The sequence below is a fragment of the Streptomyces sp. NPDC091287 genome (assembly GCF_044768525.1).
Lineage (GTDB): Bacteria > Actinomycetota > Actinomycetes > Streptomycetales > Streptomycetaceae > Streptomyces.
Genome location: NZ_JBIVUV010000006.1, coordinates 254,828 through 269,721, shown reverse-complemented (window position 1 = coordinate 269,721; position 14,894 = coordinate 254,828). Strand labels below are relative to the sequence as shown.

The following is a 14,894-nucleotide window of genomic DNA, read 5'->3' as shown; positions in this document are numbered from 1 at the left end:
GTCACCTCGCGACGGGGATTCTGAGGGCGGCCAGGACCGGCAGATGGTCCGTGGCCGCCCTCAGGTCGTCCCCGCTCACCCCGTCCAGCCCGGTCGGGACGCCGCAGCCGAGCACCTCGATGCCCGGGGTCGCGAAGACGGCGTCGATGCGCTTACGGGGTTCGTCGGGCGGGAACGTCAGCTCGCCGCCCCACGGAGCGACGGCCCGGCAGTCCTGGAGCGGCCCGGCCAGGTGCCGGAACGCCTTGCCGGTCGGTACGTCGTTGAGGTCGCCACCCGCCACGGCGTGGTCCACGCCCATCGCCGCCAGCCGTTCCAGCAACAGGCCGGCCTGGGCGAGGCGTTCGTCGCGCTGGAGGCTCAGATGGCAGCTCAGCACCCCGAGCCTGGTCCCGGCGATCCGCACCACGGCGGTGGCGAAGCCCCTGCGGTGCAGGCCGGGGGTGAGCGGCAGCAGGACGTCCTCGGTGTGCTCGACGGCCACCCGGAGCGAGCACAGCAGCAGCGGTCCGGCGGCGGTGGCCCCGCCGCTCAGCACCACCAGGCCGCTGCTCTTCGCGAGCCTGGCCGCGGCCTTGCGCCAGCGGAAGAAGCGCGGGGCCTCCTGGACGAGGACCAGGTCGGGCGCGCAGGCGCGGATGACGCGGGCCAGCGCGGCGGTGTCGTCGTGCATCGACCGGACGTTGTAGCTCAGCACTCTGATGACGGCTGAACCGTCCGGCTCGGTACGGGAGACGGGCAGGGGCGTCAGGACCATGCGGGCCACGATACGACGGACGCCCGCCGCTGCCCCGGAGGGCGGCGACGGGCGTCCGGTGGGTCGAACGAAGCCGTTCTCAGCCCTGGCGGGCCAGGTCGGCCGCGCCCACGAGCCCTGCCTTGCCGCCGAGTTGGGCGGCCAGCACCTGGGCGTGCGGGCGCCATTCGCCGCCGATCAGCCAGCGCCGGAACGACTTGCGGATCGGGTCGAGGACGAGCTCGCCCTCGTCCGACACGCCGCCGCCGACGATGAACGCGGACGGGTCGAACAGCGAGGCGAGGTCCGCCAGTCCGGCACCGGCCCAGCGGGCCAGCTCGCGGAACGAGTCGACGGCCACCGGGTCGCCCTGGCGGGCGGCCTCGCTGATGTGCTTGCCCTCGATGCCGTCCACCGAGCCGTCGCCGAGGCCGAGCAGCACGGCGGCGTTCTCGGGGGTGGCGTTGGCGCGCTGCTTCGCGTACCGGACGAGCGCGCGGCCGGAGGCGTACTGCTCCCAGCAGCCCTGGCTGCCGCAGCCGCAGAGCAGTCCGTCCGGGACGACCCGGATGTGGCCGAACTCGGCGGCCACGCCGAAGCGTCCGCGGCGCAGCTTGTTGCCGATGATGATGCCGCCGCCGAGGCCGGTGCCGAGCGTGATGCAGATGACGTCGTCATGACCCTGGCCGGCCCCGAAGCGATACTCGCCCCAGGCCGCGGCGTTGGCGTCGTTCTCGACGACGACAGGCAGGCCGACGCGCTGCTCGACCTTGTCCTTGAGCGGCTCGTGACGCCAATTGATGTTCGGTGCGAAGAGCACGGTGGCGCGCTTGTCGTCGACGTAACCGGCGGCGCCGATGCCGACGGCCTCCACCTCGTGTCCCTCGCTCGCGCCGGCCACCGCCGCGCAGATCGCGTCGACGATGCCTTCGGCCGTCGGCGGGGTCGCCACCTTGAACGTCGAGAGGATCCGGCCCTCTTCGTCGACCACTCCAGCCGCGATCTTCGTGCCGCCGATATCGACGCCGATGGTGAGTCCCATGAATCCCTCAGTTTCGGTCGAGCCCCGCTAGGGGCAACCGTACCCGAGGCGTGGCCCGGCCCGGCCGGGGCCGGTCGGTCCCGGCAGATGTGTCCGGTCGGTACCGGCCGGTCGTCCGGTCAGTCCAGGTCGATGCGTTCGGTGCCGGAGGGGCCTTCGTCCCGGGGGTCGGACGGGTCGTCGGCGGCCTTCTTCGCGGGGTCCGCGGAACGCTCGGCACCCGATGCTCCCTCGGTGGTGCGGGTCCAGCGGCTCTCCTGGCCCTCGACCGCGGAGCGATAGGCGGCCAGCAGTTCGCTGCCCGCGGCGGCGAGGTGGTCGAAGAGCTGGGGGTTGCGTTCGATGACCGGTTCGACGGCGGACTTCGCCTGCCGGATGGCCTGCTGGACCGCGCCCTGGGCGGCAACGCCCAGCAGCGGGGTCTGGAGCGAGGAGACCTTGTCGGCGACCGCGTCGACCAGCTTGCGCAGTTCCTCGGCGGCGGATCCGGGCTGGGGGCCGTACTGCGCCCGTCGGCGGGCCTTCTCGGCCGCGAGGTCCTCGGCGCAGGCGTCGGCCCACGCGTCGCCGTCGACGGGACGATCGGTGGCTTCACTCATGGCGGACTCCTGCTACGCGGGGCGGCCGACGGTCGGCCTGCGGTACACGTACTACCGACGTTACCCGAATGGGCGCAGGCCGTTCAGGAGGTGCGCGGCCACAGGGCCGGATCCGGCGTGAACCGCACCCGCAGCACCCCGTCGGCCAGGGCCGCGCCGGAGACGGTGCAGCGGCGCAGCGCGGAGGCGATCCGCACGATGCGGTGGAAGGGGCCGACGGTCAGGAGCAGTTCGTCGCCCCGGCGGACCAGGCGCAGGTTCTCCTTGGCGGCCCCGGGCAGGGGAAGGCACCAGGTGAGGGTGAGGGGCCCGTCCTCGGCGTCCGGGTCCTCCTCGATCCACCAGGGGTCCTCGGCCCGGCCGGGCGTCCGGTCGTCGGGGGCGGGTATCTCCAGCGCGGCCAGGTCGTCCGGGCCCTGCGGGTCGCGGCCCAGGTGGGCGGCCTCGTGCACGGGGAGGTCCGGGGCCATGTCCTGGTGCCAGTGGTCCAGGCACTTCTCCTGCTGGGCGGCGAGCGCGGCGAACCAGGGGTCGGGCGAGTGCCGGGGCAGCACGCGGGAGGCGACCAGCAGGTCGGCGCTCAGTCCGTGCAGGGCGAGGCCGGTACGGGCGGCGCGCAGGGTGTCCTCGCCGGCGGGTCCCGGCTCCGCGACCAGGCGGAGCGTGGTGGCCCCGTCCTCGATCAGGGCCTGGACGGCGGCCAGCTCGGCGTCCTTGCGGGCGGCGGCCTCGTACAGCCACTGCGCGGGCATCGGGACCCCGGCGAGCTGGGCGAGGACCGGGCGCAGGGCGCGGGCGGCCTGGCGTTCGGCGGGGAGCAGCCGGCGCAGGTAGCGGCGCAGCTGTTCCGGCAGGGCGAGCAGGGCCAGGGCTTCGGCGAGCGGCGGGAGGTCGACGACGAGGGTGTCGTAGCCGGACCAGTCGCCCTCGGCGGCCCGGCGCAGGGTGTGCAGCAGGGCGAGCTGCGGGGAGCCGGGGAGTTCGGTGAGCTCCTCGCCGTCGAGCCGGCCGGCGCCGAGCAGGTCCAGGACGCCGGAGGCGCGCTTCTGGAGCTCGGTGAGTTCGGCGCGGAAGTGCTCGCCGGAGTCGATGCGGGCGTGGTCGAGGCCGTCGGCGGCCCGGGTCGGTTCCGCGGCGGCCGGGAAGCCGGGTACGGCCTCGGCGGAGATCAGCAGGGTGCGGCTGCCGCTCGCGGCCGCGGCCAGTGCGGTGGCCGCGGCGACGGTGGTGCGGCCCGCGCCGCCGGGGCCGGTGACCAGGACCGTACGCACGGCCCTCAGTTCCCCGGTGCGGACTCGACGCGCTTCTTCAGACCGGCGAGGGCGCGGTCGATGATGACCTTCTCGGCCTTGCGCTTGATCATGCCGAGCAGCGGGATCTTGACGTCGACGGCGAGCTTGTAGGTGACCTCGGTGCGCTCGCCGCCGCCGAGCGGGGCGAGGGCGTAGGTGCCGTCCAGGGAGCGCAGCATCTGGGACTTGACGAGGCTCCAGCTGACCTCGTTCGCGCCGGTCCAGGTGTAGGAGAGGACGTGGTCGTCCTTGATCGCTCCGGCGTCCAGGACGAGGCGGACCTGCTCGGCGCGGCCCTGGTCGTCGGTGGAGAGGACTTCGGCCTCCTTGACCTCGCCGGTCCACTCCGGGTAGCGGGCGAAGTCCGCGATCACGCCCATGACGTCGGCCGGTGCCGCCTCGATCGTGATGCTCGAGCTGGTGTGTTCAGCCATCGCCGTGGCCCTCCAGTGCGGTGTAACCGGTCGCGTTCGGCAGGAGCCTGCCGCTGTGCAGGCTATCGCGTGCCCGGGGCGCTCCGGTCCACGCCCCGGCCGCCCGCGGTCACCAGCTCAGCGCCCAGGGTGTTCCGGTCGAGGCGAAGTGGCCGACGTTGACGCACTCGGTGGTACCGATCCGCATCCGGCGGACCAACGGCTGGTGAACATGGCCGAAAAGCGCGTACCGGGGGCGGGTGGTGCGGATCGCCTCCAGCAGAGCGCGGCTGCCGCGTTCGAAGCGGCGGGCGACGGTGTCGTACGTCAGCTCGGGGACCTCGGGCGGGATGTGCGAGCAGAGGACGTCGACCGGGCCGAGCGCCTCGACCTTGGCGGCGTACTCCTCGTCGCTGATCTCGTACGGGGTGTTCATCGGGGTCCTGAGGCCGCCGCCGACGAAGCCGAAGACCCGGCCGCCGATCTCGACGCGTTCGCCGTCGAGCACGGTGGTGCCGGGGCGGGCGTACTCGGGCCAGAGGCCGGGGACGTCGACGTTGCCGTAGGTGGCGTACGTCGGAGTGGGGAAGGCGGCGAAGAGTTCGGCGTACTGCTTGCGCACCGCGCCGAGGATCTCGGTGTTGCGGTCGCGGCCCGCCCACAGCTCGCGGCCGAAGGCGCGGGCCTCGTCGTAGCGGCGGGCGGTGCGCAGGGCGACGATGCGGTCGGCGTTCTCCTTGCCGAACAGGTCGGGGAAGATTCCGCGCGAGTGGTCGGCGTAGTCGAGGAAGAGCACCAGGTCACCGAGGCAGACCAGGGCGTCCGCGCCGTCCCCGGCGCGGGCCAGGGCCTCGGTGTTTCCGTGTACGTCGCTGACCACGTGAATCCGGGTCGATCCTCCGGCCCGGTCCCGGCTGTCCGGTTCGCTGCCTCGCATGGGATCACCCTAGGGTGCCGCTTCCGTCGCTGGTAGACCGTCCGGACCTGCGGTTACTTCCACGTCGGGACGGCAGTGGACTACTGTGCGCGAAAGGGCCATTTATATGTGTGATGCATAAGACATCTGGCGGGAACCCCCTATCCGGAACCGAGTACCGGTGGGTAACGTCCGGGCAGTCCAGTCGTGCTCACCCCACTGAGCACCCGCCAATCTTGGACCGCAGCCGGTGCGTCACACAGAGCCGTGGCACCGGAGCCCGATGAGGAGCAGCAGTCTTGCGCGAGTTCAGCCTTCCGGCCCTGTACGAGGTCCCGACGGACGGCAACCTGACGGATCTCATCCGCCGCAATGCCGCTCAGCATCCCGAAGTCGCGGTGATGAGCCGCAAGGTGGCCGGCGTCTGGACGGACGTCAGTGCCACGCAGTTCCTGGCCGAGGTGAGAGCCGCCGCCAAAGGTCTGATCGCCTCGGGCGTGCAGCCCGGCGACCGGGTCGCCCTGATGTCGCGCACCCGTTTCGAGTGGGTGCTGCTGGACTTCGCGATCTGGAGCGCGGGCGCGGTGACCGTGCCGGTGTACGAGACCAGCTCCGCCGAGCAGGTGCAGTGGATTCTCGGTGACTCCGGGGCGGTGGCGGTGCTCGTGGAGAGCGACGCGCACGCCGCATCCGTGGCCTCCGTACGGGACGCGCTGCCGGAGCTGGAACACGTCTGGCAGATCGACGCGGGCGCGGTGGACGCGCTGGGCAGGGCGGGTGCCGAGGTCTCGGAGGAGACCATGGACCTGCGCACGCGCAGCGCCAAGGCCGACGACCCGGCGACGATCGTCTACACCTCGGGCACCACGGGCCGCCCCAAGGGCTGTGTGCTCACCCACCGCAGCTTCTTCGCGGAGTGCGGCAACGTGGTGGAGCGGCTGAAGCCCCTCTTCCGTACGGGCGAGTGCTCGGTGCTGCTGTTCCTGCCCGCAGCGCACGTCTTCGGCCGGCTGGTCGAGGTGGCCTCGGTGATGGCCCCGATCAAGCTCGGCTGTGTGCCGGACATCAAGAACCTCACGGACGAGCTGGCCTCGTTCCGGCCGACGCTGATCCTGGGCGTGCCCCGGGTCTTCGAGAAGGTCTACAACGCGGCCCGCGCCAAGGCGCAGGCCGACGGCAAGGGCAAGATCTTCGACCGGGCAGCCGACACGGCGATCGCCTACAGCCGGGCGCTGAGCACCCCGCAGGGCCCCGCGCTGGGGCTGAAGCTCAAGCACAAGCTCTTCGACAAGCTGGTCTTCGGCAAGCTCCGCGCCGTCCTCGGCGGCCGGGGCGAGTACGCGATCTCGGGCGGCGCGCCGCTGGGCGAGCGGCTCGGTCACTTCTACCGGGGCATCGGCTTCACGGTCCTGGAGGGCTACGGCCTGACCGAGACCTGCGCGGCGACCGCGTTCAACCCGTGGGACCGGCCGAAGATCGGCACGGTCGGCCAGCCGCTGCCCGGTTCGGTCGTGCGGATCGCGGACGACGGCGAGGTGCTGCTGCACGGCGAGCACCTGTTCACCGGTTACTGGAAGAACGAGTCGGCCTCGGCCGAGGCGCTGGCCGACGGCTGGTTCCACACCGGGGACATCGGCACGCTCGACGAGGACGGCTACCTCGCGATCACCGGCCGCAAGAAGGAGATCATCGTGACGGCGGGCGGCAAGAACGTCGCCCCCGCGGTGATCGAGGACCGCATCCGCGCGCACGCCCTGGTCGCGGAGTGCATGGTGGTCGGCGACGGCCGTCCGTTCGTCGGCGCGCTGGTCACGCTGGACGAGGAGTTCCTGAGCCGCTGGGCCGAGGAGCACGGCAAGCCGGCCGGCTCGACGGCCCTGTCGCTGCGCGAGGACGCGGAGCTGCTGGCCGAGGTGCAGCGGGCGGTGGACGACGGGAACGCGGCGGTCTCCAAGGCGGAGTCGGTGCGCAAGTTCCGTATCCTGCCGGCCCAGTTCACCGAGGAGGCGGGCCACATCACGCCGTCGCTGAAGCTGAAGCGGAACGTGGTGGCGAAGGACTTCGCGGACGAGGTGGAGTCGATCTACCGCGCCTGAGCGGTGTTACGCGTACGGAGGGGCCCGCACCGGGAGTCGGTGCGGGCTCCTCCGTCGTACCGCGTGTTCACAGCAGGGTCTTGAGCTTCTCCGCCAGCAGGTCCCAGCGCCACTTCTCCTCGACCCAGGCCCGGCCCCGCTCCCCCATCCGCTGCCGCAGCTCCGCGTCCCCGAGCAGCGTCACGATCCGGTCCGCCGACTCCTCGGCGCTGCCGCCGCGCACCACCCAGCCGGTCTCCCCGTCGAGCACCGCGTCCGGGGCGCCGCCCGAGTCGCCGGCCACCACGGGCAGCCCGGTCGCGGACGCCTCCAGATAGACGATCCCGAGGCCCTCCACGTCGAGGCCGCCGCGCCGGGTGCGGCAGGGCATCGCGAAGACGTCCCCGGCCCCGTAGTGCGCGGGCAGTTCGGCCCAGGGCACCGGACCGGTGAAGCGCACCGAGTCCTGGACCCCGGTCTGGGCCGCGAGCCGCTCCAGGCCCTTGGCGTACGGTCCGCCGCCGACGATCAGCAGCACCGCGTCCGGGATCTGCGCGAGGATCGCGGGCATGGCCAGGATCAGCGTGTCCTGGCCCTTGCGCGGCACCAGGCGGGAGACGCAGACGACCACGGGGCGGTCGGAGAGCCCGAGGCGGGCCCGGACCCGGTCCCCGCCGGACGCCGGGTGAAAGGTCTCCTCGTCGACGCCGGGCGGCAGTTGGACCATGCGCCCGGCGGCCTCGGGGGTGAGGGCCCCGGCGATCCGGGAGCGGGTGTACTCACCGAGATAGGTGATCGTGTCCGTGGCATCGCCGATCCGGCGCAGCAGCTGTCGGGAGGCGGGCAGTTGCGCCCAGCCGGCCTCGTGGCCGTGGGTGGTGGCGACGAGCCGCCGGGCGCCCGCGCGGCGCAGCGCGGGGGCCATCAGGCCGAGCGGGGCGGCGGCGCCGAACCAGACGGAGGTGCAGCCGTGTTCGCGCAGCAGACCGGTGGCCCGGCCGGTGACGCGCGGAGTCGGCAGCAGCATCGTCGTCCGGTCGCGGACCACGGGGAACGGCTGCTCGGCGTCGAAGGCGGCGGTGGCCGCCGCGCCCTCCTCGCCGCGCTTCCAGGTGGAGGCGTAGACGACGACCCGGTCGGGATCCAGGCGCAGCGCCATGTTGTGCAGGAACGCCTGGATGCCACCGGGGCGGGGCGGGAAGTCGTTGGTCACGATCAAGGTCTTGTCCATCGTCGCCGACAGTACCGAACGGCCGCGCTTCACCGCTGACGCGCTCTCCCGGCGGCATCATGAGCCGCCGGGAAACCCGGCCGGACACGAGCGACGAAGAGGCGGCGATGACGGCGATGGCGGCACGAGAACCCATCGGCGCCGGGCCGTGGCCGTACGCGCTGTGGGCGCTGACCCGGGCATGGCTGCTGGCCTGCGTGTTCAAGGTGGTCACCGTGCCCGGCCCGGACGTCACGGTGGACGTGTCGGTGATCTACCAGAGCTGGTACGAGGTGCTGCTCAGCGGCACGTATCCGCTGGACGACGTCACCTGGCAGTATCCGCCCGGGGCCGCTCTGGCGATCCTCTCCCCCGCCGTGCTGCCGTTCCTGGAGTACGCGACCGCGTTCTTCGTGCTGGTGCTGCTCTGCGACGCGCTGGTGCTGGGGCTGCTGCTGTACGCGGGTCGGCGGCCGGGCATAAGGGCGGCGGGCGCGTGGGTGTGGATCGCGGGGGTGCCGCTGCTGGGTCCGACGGTCTACGCCCGCTACGACCTGATGGTGACGGCGGTCGCGGTGGCGGCGCTGCTGGCGGGGGTGCGCCGGCCCCGTGCGCTGGGGGCGCTGGCGGCGTTCGGCGCGCTGCTGAAGGGGTGGCCCGCGCTGCTGCTGGCCGGGGTGCGCAAGGGGCGTCCGACCCGGGCCGCGTGGATGTCGGCGGCGCTGACGGCGGCGGGGCTCGCGGCGGCGTTCGCGCTGTGGATGCCGGGGGCGTTCGCGTTCCTGGCCTTCCAGCGGGACCGGGGCACCGAGATCGAGTCCCTGGGGGCGCTGGTCTTCCACATCGCGGGGCGGTTCGGCTGGGAGGGGCGGGTGGAGCTGCGCTACGGCTCGCTGGAGTTCGTCGGCCCGCGCGTGGAGCTGGTGTCGACGCTGGCGTTGGGGCTCGGCGTCCTGGCGCTGGGCTGGCTGCTGCTGTGGCGGCTGCGGGCCCGGACGTTCGCCGCGCACACCCCGGCCGAGGCGGCGTTCACCGCGGTGCTGCTGTTCACGGTCACCAGCCGGGTGATCAGCCCGCAGTACGTGGTGTGGCTGGTCGGACTCGCGGCGGTGTGCCTGGTGTTCCGGGGGGCGGCGATGACGCTTCCGGCCGTGCTGGTGCTGGTGGCGGCGGGGGTGACGCTGCTGGAGTTCCCGGTGGGCTTCGGCCATGTGGTGGCGAGCGACGCGTGGGGGGTGGCGCTCCTTCTCGTACGGAACGGGCTGCTGGTGGCGGCCTCGCTGACCGCGGCGCGGCGGCTGTGGCGGTCGACGGTGCCGGGCAGGCCGCGTGCCCAGGGCGCTCTTCTCGCGGGCGGGGGTCAGCCGAGCCGGGTGGCGAGGTAGTCGCGCCAGTCGGCGGTGAACTGCTCGGGGGTGGTGTCGAGCACGGCGTTCAGCGCCTGCTCCACCGCCCCCTCGCGCCCGTCGTGCGCGCCGACGGCCTCGTAGAAGGCGATCAGCTTCTCCTTGCCCCACCGCTCCGCGATCAGCTCGCAGGCCAGCCAGCCGCCCTCGTAGGCCCCCGCGAGCTTCGCCGGGTCGCCGTCGAAGCCGAAGTCCGGGTCGGCGGGGAGCTCGGCGGGGGTCCGGCCGCTGCGGACGGCGTCGGCCAGCTCGGGGGCGATGGTGTCGGCGGCGCGGTCCTCGCCCCGGTAGGCGGTCCAGTCGGCGAAGCCCTCGGAGAGCCAGACCGGGGTGGCGGTGGAGGTGCTGGTCCGGGTGGCGACATGGGTCGTCTCATGGGTCAGGACGATCCGCTGCCCGAAGCTGCCCAGGGTGGCGTACGCCTGTGGGTTGACGATCACCCGGTCGGCGATGGCCGGGCGCTCTCCGGTGCCGCCGACCTCGCCGGTGGTGACGGCGGCGATGCCCCGGTAGCTGGCCTCCGGCGAGCCCAGCAACCCCGCCATGTCCTCGACGGAGTCCGGGACGAGGACGACCACCCGGCGGGTCCAGGGCCTCGGCCAGGCGTCCGAGACGGCCGGCACGGCGAGGTCCACGGTGTCGGCGACCTGGCGCAGCTCGCTCTCCGACCGTCCGACGCCCAGGACGATGCTGTGCTCGCCCTCGACGACCTCGACGTCCCCCTGCTGCCACAGCTGCCCGGAGGCTCCCTTGGCGGGCCGGTCGGCGGTGATGTACCAGCGCTCGCCGTCGCGCATCAGCTCCAGGACGCGGCGGGTGGCGACCGGGGCGGTGTCGTACCCGTCGATGCGGTAGCGCAGCTCCACGTCGGCGGTGGCCCACTGCCCGTCCTGCTCGGTGATGTCCTTGACGTCGTAGGTCCAGGACTTCAGGGGCACGTCGGCGAGCCGGTCCAGCTCGGTGCGCTGGGTGGCCCGCAACTTCGCGGCGTCGGGCGCGAGGCCCTCGACGTAGCCCGCCGGGTCGTGGGCGAGGACGGCGGCCGCGCGGCGTTCCAGGGTGGCGTCGAGGGCGCCGGTGGTGAGGAAGGTGTCCGTGTCGGCGGGGGCCGTGCAGGCGGAGGCGGTCAGGAGCACGGCGAGCAGCGGGCCCGCCGCACGCCGTCGTCCCCGGGGGCGTCCCCCTCGCGCGTCACGTCCTCGTACGGCCACCCTGCCGATCGTACGGTCAGATCCGGGTCACGGAGGAGACGGGCATCATGCCGACCGGATCGTAGCGGACCGGGGCGCCCGGGTAGGGGGCGTGGATGACCTGGCCGTTGCCGACGTACATGGCGATGTGGCTGGCGTCCGCGCGGTAGGCGACCAGGTCCCCTGGCTGCGCCTGGGAGAGGGGCACCATGCGGCCCGCGTAGCGCTGGGCCTGGGAGGTGCGGGGCAGGCTCACCCCGGCCTGGGAGTACGCCCACTGCATCAGGCCGGAACAGTCGAATCCGGAGGGCCCGTTGGCGCCCCAGACGTAGGGTCTCCCGAGCGCCTGGTGGGCGGCGGCCACGGCGGACATCGCGCGGGCCGAGCCGGGGGCGACGCCGGAGAGGTCGGGCAGTTGGTCGCGGCCGGAGCGGGAGGCCCGGTCGAAGGTGGCGCGCTCCTCGGGCGGCAGCGAGTCCAGCAGCCGGCGGGCCTCGCGGAGCTTGCCCTCGACGGCGTGCTTGTGGCGGGTGACGGCGGCCCTGTTGCGCTCCAGCTCGGTCAGGGCGCGGGTGGTCTCCGCGCGGGTCTGGGCGAGCTTGCGCTGCGCGTGCCGCAGCTTGTCCAGGGTCATCGCCTGGCGGGCGCCGGCCCGGTCGAGGGCCGCGGCCCGCTCCAGGTAGGTGTCCGGGTCGGCGGAGAGCAGCAGGGCGAGCGCCGGGTCGATGGTTCCGGTGCGGTACTGCGCGCCCGCCATCGCGCCCAGCGCGTCGCGCATCCGGTTGACGCGTTCCTGGCCCCGGGCCGTGGCGTCCTGGGAGCGGTCCGCCTCGCCGCGCAGCCGGTCCACGCGTTCCCCGGCCTCGTTGTAGCGCTCGGTGGCCTGCTCGGCCTCCCCGTAGAGGCGGTCGACGGCTGCCTTGGCGCTCTCCCGGGTGTCCTTCGGGTCGGCGCTCGCGGGGGCCCCGGTCAGGGTCGCGGCCGCGGTGGCGGCGGCCGCCGAGATGACCGTGACCCGGACGCCTCTGGTGAAGCCGGACTGTGTGGAACGGCGATGGGACACCACAGGTAGCCGCACTCCCTTCCGCTGACGCGGTAGTGCGCAGCCCCTGCCGCCCGGGACGGGCGGACGGAGACCGGGAGCTGCGCGGCAGCCAGACAGTAATCGCGCGACTACGCACCGGCAAAAGACCGCGCCGGTGGCGACAGAGGGGCAGACGCCGCCGCCCCGCCGGTGACCTTGGTCTCCGGCGGGGCGGGGCGTCAGTGTGGTGCGCGGCGATTCCCTCGTTCGGGCGTGCCGCGGGCATGCCGTGCCGTCAGATGCGGACGCCGAACTGGAAGGTGCCCATGTAGTCCATCGACTCGTAGCGGACGACGGTGCCCGGCTTCGGGGCGTGCAGGATCTGGTTGTTGCCGGCGTAGAAGCCGACGTGCGCCAGGTTGTTGAAGAAGACCAGGTCGCCCGGCTTGAGCTGGCTGCGGCCGATCTTCGTGCCGTCGTTGTGCTGGGTGAACGTGGTCCGGGTGATGGAGACGCCGGCCTGGGCAAAGGCCCACTGGGTCAGCCCGGAGCAGTCGTAGGAGTTGGGGCCCGAGCCGCCGGAGACGTACGGCTTGCCGATCTGCGTGGCGGCGGCGGCCAGGGCGGCGGCTCCACGGCCGGACGCGGGGGACTCGTTGCCGAGTTCGACCCGGTCGCTGGCGGCGCGGCTGGCGCGCTGCTCGTCCTGGGCCATCTTGGCGCGCTCGGCCTGGGTCAGCGTGTTGAGCAGCTGCTGGGCGTCGGCCAGTTTGCCCTGGTACTTCTTCTTGTTCTCGCCGAGCGCCTTGCGGACGTCGGCGAGGTCGCCGAGCTTGTCCTGGGCTTCCTTGCGCTGCTGGGCGAGGGTGCGCTGCTTGGACTGGATCTTCTGCAGCGACTCCGTCTGCTTGACCGTCAGCTGGTCGAGCGCGGAGGCCTGGTCGAGGAAGCTGTCCGGGTCCGAGGCGAGGAAGAGGGCCACGGAGGGGTCGATTCCGCCGGAGCGGTACTGCGCGGTGGCGATCGAACCGAGTTCGGTGCGCAGGGTGTTGAGCTCGGCCTGGCCGCGGGCGACCTTGTCCTGGAGCGCGTCGACTTCCTTCTTCAGGTTGTCCTGCTGCTCCTTGGCCCCGTTGTACTTCTCGGTGGCCGCCTCGGCCTCGTGGTAGAGCTTGTCGACCTTCGCCTTGACCTCGCTCTTGCTCGGCTTGGGGTCGGCGTGGGCGGCCTGAGAGGTCAGGGCCACAGCCGCGGCGGCGGTCGCGGTGAGCACGGTCACGCGGGTGCGGCTCGGCTGCTTGGGACGACGGTGGGACGCCACGAAGGCGAGCTCCTTCTTCCTCAGAGCCGCCTACCGGGCTGTGGGGGAAAGATTCCCCGGCTCCGTGCACATGACGGACTCGGCGGTTCCTTCGCCGTCACCCCCAATGGGTGATCAACCGTGCGAAGGTTCGAGGCCTGACCTTAGTGACCATCTTGTGATCAGTTCAAATCCTCACAGGATTTTTCTCGTCACACCAGGCACTTCTTTACTCTCACCCCACCGCGTGTAGCGGCGACTTGACGGTACGTTCCCAGAAATACGGCATGCCACACATGTCGCGCATATCCCGTTAGACGCGCGAAAGGCGCTTGAGGAGCAAGACGGACGCGACCGGTCGCGCACCGGCCTTGGCCACGCCGTCCGCCACCTCCCGGTCGGTGGAGACGACCACCACGGGCCGCCCCGGCGGTTCCGCGCGGGCCAGTTGACGGATCAGCTCGTCCGCCGTGACCCCGGCCTTGCTGAACAGCACCCGTACGCCCCGGGGCGGGGCCAGCAGCACCGGGGCGGCCAGTTCGGCCCCGTCGAAGACGCAGGTCATCTCGGCGCCGGTCTGCGCCGCGAGCACCGAGAGCCCGCCCAGCAGCCGCAACCGCTGCTTCTCCAGCGGCATCTGGGGATAGCCGGTCTTGGTGACGTTGTAGCCGTCCACGATGAGGTGGGCCTGCGGCAGCGCCAGCAGTTGGTCGAGCAGCGCCGGATCGGTCTCCGAAAGGGCCCTGGCCGCAATGTCCTTGGGTGACATCCGGCCGGGTTCCACCGCGTCCACGGTGTCGGCGGGACGCGTCGTCGCTGGGGGAAGCGCCAGCTCCCGGCGCAGCCCCGAGGCCGCGTCCAGCACGGTGTCCAGGAGCAGCCGCAGCCGCATGTCCTCCACCGAGCGGCCCTCACGGGCGGCCCGGCGGCTCGCCTCCAGGGCCGCCTCGGCCTCCCCCAGCCGTCCCTTGAGCCGGCGCGACTCGCTCTCTGCGGCGGAGAGCTGGGCTGCCGACTCGGCGCGTACGGTGTCGGCCTCGGCGGCGCCGCGGCGCAGGGCGGCCTCGCCCCGCTTCACCTCGCTCAGGGCGCTGCGCAGCTTGCGGTGCAGCGACTCGGCCTCCTTGCGGGCCGCCTCCAGCTCGGTGCGCAGCCGCTCGGTCTCGGCGCGGGTGTGGGCGCGGGCCCGTTCCAGCTCCTCGCGCAGGTGCTCCAGTTCGCGGCGGGTCTCCTCGTCGGCCCGTTCCGCGTCGGCGCGCTGGACCTCCTCGCCGGCCGATTCGACCAGCTTGACCCAGCCGACCGGGCGCAGCACGTAGGCGGCCGCGGCCACATCGAGGGGATCGGCGGCGGCGGGCGGCGAACCCGCCTCCAGGGCGCCGGTCAGCTCGGGCTGGGACTGGCCGAGCCGCTCCCCGATGCGCTGCCGGAAGACGGCGTCGCTCTCCAGCGCGGCGGCCATCGCGTTCCCCGCGAACTTCGCCCGCCGGGTCGGGGTGAACCGGGCGTACTGCCGTAGCTGGCCGGGCAGTTCGGAGACGGTCAGGCCACCGAAGGCGTCCGAGACCAGCGCGATCACCCGCCGCCGGACACCCTCGGGCAGCGGACGGCCGAGCACCTCCGCACCGCCGTCGGCCTCATCGGCCGGTCCGGCGCCGCTGGTCGGCTGATCCACCGTCCGTCACCCCATA

General features: G+C 73.0%; 13 protein-coding genes. 2 read left to right on the top strand and 11 right to left on the bottom strand.

Features of this window, described 5'->3' with window-relative positions:
- Position 1: 1 nt before the first annotated feature.
- The 6 genes from ACIQRW_RS12335 to ACIQRW_RS12310 all read right to left on the bottom strand — a co-directional run bounded on the left by ACIQRW_RS12335 (position 2) and on the right by ACIQRW_RS12310 (position 5,019).
- On the bottom strand, positions 2–757 hold the full coding sequence (locus tag ACIQRW_RS12335; RefSeq protein ID WP_403758018.1) for an endonuclease/exonuclease/phosphatase family protein: 756 nt from the start codon (positions 755–757) through the stop codon (positions 2–4).
- A 79-nt stretch (positions 758–836) separates the two neighbouring features.
- Positions 837–1,778 (bottom strand): ROK family glucokinase, encoded by a 942-nt coding sequence (locus ACIQRW_RS12330; RefSeq protein WP_018957442.1) that lies wholly within the window; start codon positions 1,776–1,778, stop codon positions 837–839.
- Between the two features lie 119 nt (positions 1,779–1,897).
- Entirely contained in the window at positions 1,898–2,377 is a 480-nt protein-coding gene (locus ACIQRW_RS12325; protein WP_403758015.1) for a DUF5304 domain-containing protein, read from the bottom strand.
- Between the two features lie 83 nt (positions 2,378–2,460).
- Positions 2,461–3,648 carry an ArsA-related P-loop ATPase gene (locus ACIQRW_RS12320; RefSeq protein WP_403758012.1) on the bottom strand — a complete coding sequence of 396 codons (1,188 nt, stop codon included), beginning with the start codon at positions 3,646–3,648 and terminating at the stop codon, positions 2,461–2,463.
- Positions 3,649–3,653: 5 nt separating this feature from the next.
- A complete protein-coding gene (locus ACIQRW_RS12315) occupies positions 3,654–4,103 on the bottom strand; it encodes an SRPBCC family protein (protein WP_018957439.1) in 450 nt (149 codons plus the stop codon).
- 109 nt (positions 4,104–4,212) lie between these two features.
- Entirely contained in the window at positions 4,213–5,019 is an 807-nt protein-coding gene (locus ACIQRW_RS12310; protein WP_403758009.1) for a metallophosphoesterase, read from the bottom strand.
- A gap of 278 nt (positions 5,020–5,297) precedes the next feature.
- On the opposite strand from ACIQRW_RS12310, the gene ACIQRW_RS12305 reads away from it, so the two are divergent.
- Positions 5,298–7,094 carry an AMP-dependent synthetase/ligase gene (locus ACIQRW_RS12305; RefSeq protein ID WP_403758006.1) on the top strand — a complete coding sequence of 599 codons (1,797 nt, stop codon included), beginning with the start codon at positions 5,298–5,300 and terminating at the stop codon, positions 7,092–7,094.
- Positions 7,095–7,161: 67 nt separating this feature from the next.
- Here ACIQRW_RS12305 and ACIQRW_RS12300 read toward each other — a convergent pair whose 3' ends face one another.
- A complete protein-coding gene (locus ACIQRW_RS12300) occupies positions 7,162–8,304 on the bottom strand; it encodes a glycosyltransferase family 4 protein (RefSeq protein WP_403758003.1) in 1,143 nt (380 codons plus the stop codon).
- Between the two features lie 116 nt (positions 8,305–8,420).
- On the opposite strand from ACIQRW_RS12300, the gene ACIQRW_RS12295 reads away from it, so the two are divergent.
- The gene (locus tag ACIQRW_RS12295) at positions 8,421–9,668 is read left to right on the top strand and encodes a glycosyltransferase 87 family protein (RefSeq protein WP_403758444.1); all 1,248 of its coding nucleotides are present in this window, start codon (positions 8,421–8,423) and stop codon (positions 9,666–9,668) included.
- Here the strand turns inward: ACIQRW_RS12295 and ACIQRW_RS12290 are convergent.
- The 4 genes from ACIQRW_RS12290 to ACIQRW_RS12275 form a co-directional block, all read right to left on the bottom strand.
- Positions 9,644–10,900: a hypothetical protein gene (locus ACIQRW_RS12290; RefSeq protein WP_403758001.1), complete on the bottom strand. Its 1,257-nt coding sequence runs from the start codon at positions 10,898–10,900 to the stop codon at positions 9,644–9,646. The genes ACIQRW_RS12295 and ACIQRW_RS12290 overlap by 25 nt on opposite strands.
- A gap of 16 nt (positions 10,901–10,916) precedes the next feature.
- The gene (locus tag ACIQRW_RS12285) at positions 10,917–11,945 is read right to left on the bottom strand and encodes an NlpC/P60 family protein (RefSeq protein ID WP_403757998.1); all 1,029 of its coding nucleotides are present in this window, start codon (positions 11,943–11,945) and stop codon (positions 10,917–10,919) included.
- A 253-nt stretch (positions 11,946–12,198) separates the two neighbouring features.
- The gene (locus tag ACIQRW_RS12280) at positions 12,199–13,224 is read right to left on the bottom strand and encodes an NlpC/P60 family protein (RefSeq protein WP_403757996.1); all 1,026 of its coding nucleotides are present in this window, start codon (positions 13,222–13,224) and stop codon (positions 12,199–12,201) included.
- Positions 13,225–13,516: 292 nt separating this feature from the next.
- A complete protein-coding gene (locus ACIQRW_RS12275; RefSeq protein WP_403757993.1) occupies positions 13,517–14,878 on the bottom strand; it encodes an NYN domain-containing protein in 1,362 nt (453 codons plus the stop codon).
- Positions 14,879–14,894 lie beyond the last annotated feature (16 nt).